The following is a 6000-nucleotide window of genomic DNA, read 5'->3' as shown; positions in this document are numbered from 1 at the left end:
GGGGCGGGCGGCGGCGGGATCACCGGAGACTCGTCACCGGGAGAGGGGATCTGGTTGTCGCTCACGATGAAAGCCTTTCGTCTCGATCAGGCTCCCAGCACCGAGCGTGTCTGTCAAACGCTTGCGGCGGTCGGCGCGGGCATCGTCGGTAGGATCGATCACGGCCCGGAACCCCGGACCACGGGCCAGATCAGGAGTGTCCCCATGAGTGCTCAGCGCGTCGTCCTCGTCACCGGCGGCAATCGTGGCATCGGTCGTGCGATCGCGGAGCGCTTCGTCCGTGACGGCTACCGTGTCGCCGTCACCGCGCGCAGCGGGGAGGGTCCGGAGGGCACTCTCACGGTCCGCGCCGACGTGACGGATGCTGCTGCCCTCGACGCGGCGTTCACCGAGGTCGAGCAGCAGCTCGGACCGGTCGAGATCGTCGTCGCGAACGCCGGGATCACGAAGGACACGCTGCTCATGCGCATGAGCGAGGATGACTTCGACAGCGTCGTCGCCACGAACCTGGGCGGCACGTTCCGCGTCGTCAAGCGCGCTTCGAAGGGCATGCTGCGCGCACGTTTCGGCCGGATCATCCTGATCTCGAGCGTCGTGGGCCTGTACGGCTCCGCAGGACAGGTCAACTACTCCGCCTCGAAGAGTGCGCTGGTCGGCTTCGCCCGCTCGATCACCCGCGAACTCGGCGCCCGCGGAATCACGGCGAACGTCGTCGCCCCCGGGTTCATCGAGACGGACATGACCGCTGAGCTCCCCGAAGAGACGCAGAAGCAGTACAAGGCGAGCATCCCCGCAGCGCGTTTCGCCACCCCCGATGAGGTCGCTGGCGTCGTGACCTGGTTGGCGGGAGACGATGCGGGCTACATCTCCGGCGCGGTCATCCCGGTCGACGGCGGTCTCGGGATGGGCCACTGACTCCGCCTCGAGGTCGCCTCAGCGGGTGACGGCTGCGACGATCAGCTCGCCGAGGCGTGCGGGCGTCGAGAACTGCGGCCAGTGTCCGGAACCAATCCGCACGATCTCCGCGTCTTCGATCGCGCGGTATTCGTCGGCATACGGTCCCCACTGGTCGATCATCCCGTCGAACGTGGGCTGATCGAGTCCACCCATCAGCAGCGTCACCGGTACCCGGTACCGCTCGGCGTTCTCCAGGGCGATGCCATCGGTCGGCACCCGCGCCGGAACGCTCTGAGCGAGCGGTGCCGTGCGAGCGCGGGTCGCCTCATCGAGGTCGTTCACGTCCTCGTCGGGGAAGAAGTCCCAGCCGGGGAAGGGCACGACCCCGTCCACGATTTCGAACTCGCTGATCCCGTTCCCCGGCGGCGGCGGGACCGTGTCGACGAAGACGACGCGGCGCACCCGGTCTGGTCTGGCGTCGGCGACACCCCAGGCCACGTTGCCGCCGCCGCTGTGGCCGACGACCACGACATCGCCGTCGATCGCATCGACGGCGGCGACGCCCGCGGCGATCCAGTCGGCGATACCCACGTCGGATGAGGCGGCCGCGGGCTCACCCAGCCCCGGCATCGTCAGCGGGTGCACGCGGTGACCGGCCCGTTCGAGGGTCGGAGTCACGTCCTCCCAGCTGGAGGCGTCGAGCCAGAGTCCCGGGATGAGGATGATGTCCATGAGCCGACGCTAGCGGTGGGCACGGACTTTCGCCATGAGCTCTGTCTAGGGGAGCAGCGCGATGACCTCGGAGAGGTCCTGCGGCCCGATCACGAGGCTGGCGGCCTCGCGGACGGCGGGCTTCGCGTTGAATGCGAGACCGAGGCCCGCCGCTGCCATCATCTGCAGATCATTGGCGCCGTCGCCGATCGCGATCGTCGCATGGGGGGAGACTCCGAGCTCCGCCGCCCACTCCCGGAGCGAGACGGCTTTCGCCGTCGCATCCACGATGCCGCCGTCGACGCGTCCGGAGAGCACACCGTCGACGACCTGCAGGCGGTTCGCACGCCAGCGGTCGACCCCGAGTCCGGGGGCGATGTCGTCGAGGATCTCGTGGAAGCCGCCGGAGACGACGCCGACCACACCGCCGCGATCGTGCACGGCGGCGGTGAGCTCGCGCACCCCGGGTGTCGGCTCGATGCGAGCGCGGACGCGCTCGAAGGCCGCAATCGGCACGCCTTCGAGCGCGGCGACGCGCGAACGCAGGCTCGCCGCGAAGTCGATGTCGCCGCGCATCGCCGCCTCCGTGGCGGCCTGAACCTCTGCACGCCGGCCGGCCTCATCGGCGAGAAGCTCGATCACCTCGTTGCGGATGAGCGTGGAATCGGCATCGAGGACGACGAGGAATCGCGTGGAGGTCACCTGTCGAGCCTAGCGACCACCTCGGCGTGCGCCGTGCCGCGTGACGCGCTCAGCGTTCGATGAAGACACCCTTGCCGACGACGGTGATCCCGGACTCGGTGACGGTGAACCCCCGCGCGAGGTCGCGCTCACGGTCGACGCCGACGGTCGCGCCGTCGGCCAGCACGACGTTCTTGTCCAGAATCGCACGGTGCACCCGTGATCCCTGCCCCACGTGCACGTGATCGAACACGACGGAGTCGGTGATGGTCGACCCACCCCCCGCGAGCGTCCACGGCCCGACCACGCTGCGCTCGAGATGCGTGCCGGAGAGTACGGAGCCGAGCGAGACGATCGAGTCGATGGCGTTGCCGATGCGACCGACCGAGTCGCGGACGAACTTCGCCGGTGGTGAGTTGACGGCCTGCGAGTGGATCGGCCACTCCATGTTGTAGAGGTTGAAGATGGGGAGCGTCGAGATCAGGTCACGGTGCGCGTCGAAGAACGAATCGATCGTCCCCACGTCCCGCCAGTACGACCGGTCTCGCGGCGAGGAGCCGGGGACATCGTTCTGCTTCATGTCGTAGTACCCGGCCTCGCCGCGCTCGACGAAGTAGGGGACGATGTCTCCGCCCATGTCGTGCCCGGACACCGGTGACTCGCCGTCCGCCTCGACCGCAGCGATCAGGGCGTCCGCGTCGAAGATGTAGTTGCCCATCGATGCGAGCACCTCATGCGGCGAGTCCTCGAGTCCGGCGATGTCGGTCGGCTTCTCCAGGAACTGCTTGATCCGTCCGGATTCCGCGTCGGCGTCGATGACTCCGAACTGCGACGCGAGAGCCAGCGGCTGGCGGATGCCGGCCACGGTCGCCTTCGCCCCGGACTCGATGTGCGCCTCCAGCATCTGCCGGAAGTCCATCCGGTAGACGTGGTCCGCGCCGATCACGACGACGATGTCGGGTTTCTCGTCGTTGATCAGGTTCATGCTCTGCAGGATCGCGTCCGCCGACCCCGAGAACCATCGCTTGCCGAGGCGCTGCTGAGCAGGGACCGACGTGACATACGAGTCGAGGAGGGCGGACATGCGCCAGGTCTGCGAGATGTGCCGGTCGAGGCTGTGCGACTTGTACTGGGTCAGCACGACGATCTGTCGGAGACCCGAGTTGATGAGGTTCGAGATCGCGAAATCGATGAGCCGGTATTGTCCGCCGAACGGCACTGCGGGTTTCGCGCGATCGGCCGTGAGCGGCATGAGTCGCTTGCCCTCGCCGCCGGCGAGGATGATCCCGAAGACCTTCTTTGGAGCGGACATGGCTCCACCATAGATGCCTTCCTCCTCGCTGTACTAGCGTTCAGACATGCGAGTTGAAATGATCACGAAGGAGTATCCGCCGGAGGTGTACGGCGGTGCCGGCGTGCACGTCGCAGAGCTCGTCGCGGCGCTCAGGGAGCACGTCGACGTGCGGGTCCGGGCGTTCGGTGGGCCGCGTGACGAGGTGGGCACATTCGCCTACCGGACTCCCTCCGAACTCGTCGATGCGAACGCGGCGCTGCAGACCCTGGGCACCGACCTCGAGATCGTGTCCGCGATCACCGAGGCAGACCTGGTGCACAGCCACACCTGGTACGCGAACTTCGCCGGTCACCTCGCATCGCAGCTCCACGGCATCCCGCACGTGCTCACCGCTCACAGCCTCGAGCCGTTGCGACCGTGGAAGGCCGAGCAGCTCGGCGGCGGGTACGCCATCTCCAGTGGCATCGAGAAACTGGCGTACGAGAACGCCGCCGCGGTGATCGCCGTGAGCGCCGGCATGCGGGCGGACATCCTTCGCAGCTATCCGCAGGTCGATCCGGCGAGGGTGCGCGTGATCCACAACGGCATCGACGTCGAGCGGTGGCATCCCGTTCAGGATGAAGCCTTCCTGCAGTCGATCGGGATGGATCCTGCACGCCCCTCGGTCGTGTTCGTGGGGCGCATCACGCGGCAGAAGGGTCTGCCGTACCTGCTGCAGGCGGCTCGGCTGCTTCCGCCCGAGGTGCAGCTCGTGCTCTGCGCGGGCGCTCCGGACACACCGGAGATCATGGCGGAGGTGCAGGAAGGGGTGCGCCTGCTCCAGGAGAGCCGCGACGGTGTCGTCTGGATCGAGCGGATGCTGCCGCGGGCGGAGCTGTCCGCGATCCTCACCGCGGCGACGACCTTCGTGTGCCCCTCGGTGTACGAGCCGCTCGGGATCGTGAACCTCGAGGCGATGGCGTGTGGTGCCGCCGTGGTCGGCACCGCGACCGGAGGTATTCCGGAGGTGGTCGCAGACGGCGTCACCGGGCGACTGGTTCCCATCGAGCAGCTGCAGGACGGCACCGGGACGCCGGTGGACCCGGATCGCTATGTGGCCGACCTGGCCGCTGTGCTCACCGAGGTGGCGATGGATCCGGAGCGTGCGCGCGCCTACGGGGAAGCCGGACGCGAACGCGCACGGCGGGACTTCAGCTGGGCCGCGATCGCCGAGACGACCCGCGCGCTCTACGCGGAGCTCACTGCGTGAGCCGATAGGCTGGAACCATGCCGAGCGCTCTGGAATTCACCGACGTCGTCGTGCGCCGTGAGGGGCGCAACATCATCGATCACGTGACCTGGGAGGTCGACGACGATCAGCGGTGGGTGATCCTCGGCCCGAACGGCGCGGGGAAGACGACGCTCCTGCAGCTGGCCGACACGCTCATGCACCCGACCTCGGGGACGGTGACCGTGCTGGGGGAGACCCTGGGGCGCACCGATGTGTTCGAGGTCCGTCCGCGGATCGGTTTCGCGTCGTCGGCGATGGCCAAGCGTGTGCCGCGCGACGAGACGGTCCTCAACACCGTCCTCACGGCTGCGTACTCCGTTCTCGGCCGTTGGAATGAGAACTACGAGGACATCGACGAGCGTCGCGCGCTCCGTGTTCTGGCCGATTGGCGGCTCGACCACCTGGCCGACCGCACTTTCGGCACTCTGAGTGACGGCGAGCAGAAGCGCGTGCAGATCGCGCGCGCCGTGATGACCGATCCGGAACTCCTGCTGCTCGACGAGCCGACCGCATCGCTCGACCTCGGCTCGCGCGAGGAGCTCCTCGCGCTGCTCAGCGGATACGCCTCCTCGCCGACCACCCCTGCGATGCTCATGGTCACTCACCACGTGGAGGAGATCCCGATCGGCTTCACTCACGTGATGCTGCTCCGCGACGGCGTCGTGGTCGCGGCCGGGCCGATCGCGGAGACCCTCACGGCGGAGTCGCTCACCGAGACATTCGGCATGCCGATCGTGCTCAGCAGCGAAGACGGCCGCTACGCCGCTCGCGCAACGTCCTGACGAGCATCTGATAGAATCGATCCTTGGTGCTCACTGCACCGCAGACTTCCCTCGTCCCTGGCACAATCCAGGGCAGCAACTAAGGAATCCCATGAAGACTGACATTCACCCCGAGTACAAGGCTGTCGTGTTCCGCGACCTCGGCTCGGGCGAGACGTTCCTCACCCGTTCGACCGTGACCGGCGACAAGACCATCGAGCTGGACGGCGTGGAGTACCCCGTCATCGACGTCGAGATCTCTTCCGCCTCGCACCCGTTCTACACGGGCAAGCAGCGCATCATGGACTCGGCCGGCCGCGTCGAGAAGTTCAACCAGCGCTTCAAGGGCTTCGGCGGATCCTCCAAGTAACTTCTGCCACGAAGAA

Annotated in this window: 7 protein-coding genes; 4 read left to right on the top strand and 3 right to left on the bottom strand. The window is 67.6% G+C overall.

Annotated features, from left to right (window positions below; all coding sequences use genetic code 11):
- Positions 1 to 204: 204 nt before the first annotated feature.
- Entirely contained in the window at positions 205 to 915 is a 711-nt protein-coding gene (locus CQ045_RS16100) for a beta-ketoacyl-ACP reductase (protein WP_105725526.1), read from the top strand.
- A gap of 18 nt (positions 916 to 933) precedes the next feature.
- On the opposite strand, the gene CQ045_RS16095 is transcribed toward CQ045_RS16100, so the two are convergent.
- The 3 genes from CQ045_RS16095 to CQ045_RS16085 are packed head-to-tail and all read right to left on the bottom strand — an operon-like array spanning position 934 to position 3601.
- Positions 934 to 1629: an alpha/beta fold hydrolase gene (locus tag CQ045_RS16095; protein ID WP_105725524.1), complete on the bottom strand. Its 696-nt coding sequence runs from the start codon at positions 1627 to 1629 to the stop codon at positions 934 to 936.
- 45 nt (positions 1630 to 1674) lie between these two features.
- Positions 1675 to 2310: a phosphoserine phosphatase SerB gene (gene serB, locus CQ045_RS16090; protein WP_105725522.1), complete on the bottom strand. Its 636-nt coding sequence runs from the start codon at positions 2308 to 2310 to the stop codon at positions 1675 to 1677.
- A 49-nt stretch (positions 2311 to 2359) separates the two neighbouring features.
- Positions 2360 to 3601, bottom strand: coding sequence for a glucose-1-phosphate adenylyltransferase (locus CQ045_RS16085; protein ID WP_105725520.1), 1242 nt, complete (start codon positions 3599 to 3601; stop codon positions 2360 to 2362).
- A 46-nt stretch (positions 3602 to 3647) separates the two neighbouring features.
- Between CQ045_RS16085 and glgA the strand changes: the two genes are divergently transcribed.
- From glgA to CQ045_RS16070, 3 genes are all read left to right on the top strand, one after another.
- Positions 3648 to 4832 carry a glycogen synthase gene (glgA, locus tag CQ045_RS16080; RefSeq protein WP_105725518.1) on the top strand — a complete coding sequence of 395 codons (1185 nt, stop codon included), beginning with the start codon at positions 3648 to 3650 and terminating at the stop codon, positions 4830 to 4832.
- Between the two features lie 17 nt (positions 4833 to 4849).
- Complete coding sequence (locus CQ045_RS16075) at positions 4850 to 5635, top strand: ABC transporter ATP-binding protein (RefSeq protein ID WP_105725515.1); 786 nt, start codon at positions 4850 to 4852, stop codon at positions 5633 to 5635.
- A 91-nt stretch (positions 5636 to 5726) separates the two neighbouring features.
- A complete protein-coding gene (locus CQ045_RS16070; protein ID WP_028501712.1) occupies positions 5727 to 5984 on the top strand; it encodes a type B 50S ribosomal protein L31 in 258 nt (85 codons plus the stop codon).
- Positions 5985 to 6000 lie beyond the last annotated feature (16 nt).

It is taken from the genome of Microbacterium sp. MYb66 (assembly GCF_002979435.1).
GTDB lineage: Bacteria > Actinomycetota > Actinomycetes > Actinomycetales > Microbacteriaceae > Microbacterium.
Note: the sequence above shows the minus strand (reverse complement) of the source record. Positions and strands in the feature narration are given on the sequence as shown.

Bases quoted from the DNA above. Each gene is read 5' to 3' on its own strand.
- glgA (WP_105725518.1), top strand. From the start codon at position 3,648: ATGCGAGTTGAAATGATCACGAAGGAGTATCCGCCGGAGGTGTACGGC.
- CQ045_RS16095 (WP_105725524.1), bottom strand. From the start codon at position 1,629: ATGGACATCATCCTCATCCCGGGACTCTGGCTCGACGCCTCCAGCTGG.
- CQ045_RS16085 (WP_105725520.1), bottom strand. From the start codon at position 3,601: ATGTCCGCTCCAAAGAAGGTCTTCGGGATCATCCTCGCCGGCGGCGAG.
- CQ045_RS16070 (WP_028501712.1), top strand. From the start codon at position 5,727: ATGAAGACTGACATTCACCCCGAGTACAAGGCTGTCGTGTTCCGCGAC.
- CQ045_RS16075 (WP_105725515.1), top strand. From the start codon at position 4,850: ATGCCGAGCGCTCTGGAATTCACCGACGTCGTCGTGCGCCGTGAGGGG.
- CQ045_RS16100 (WP_105725526.1), top strand. From the start codon at position 205: ATGAGTGCTCAGCGCGTCGTCCTCGTCACCGGCGGCAATCGTGGCATC.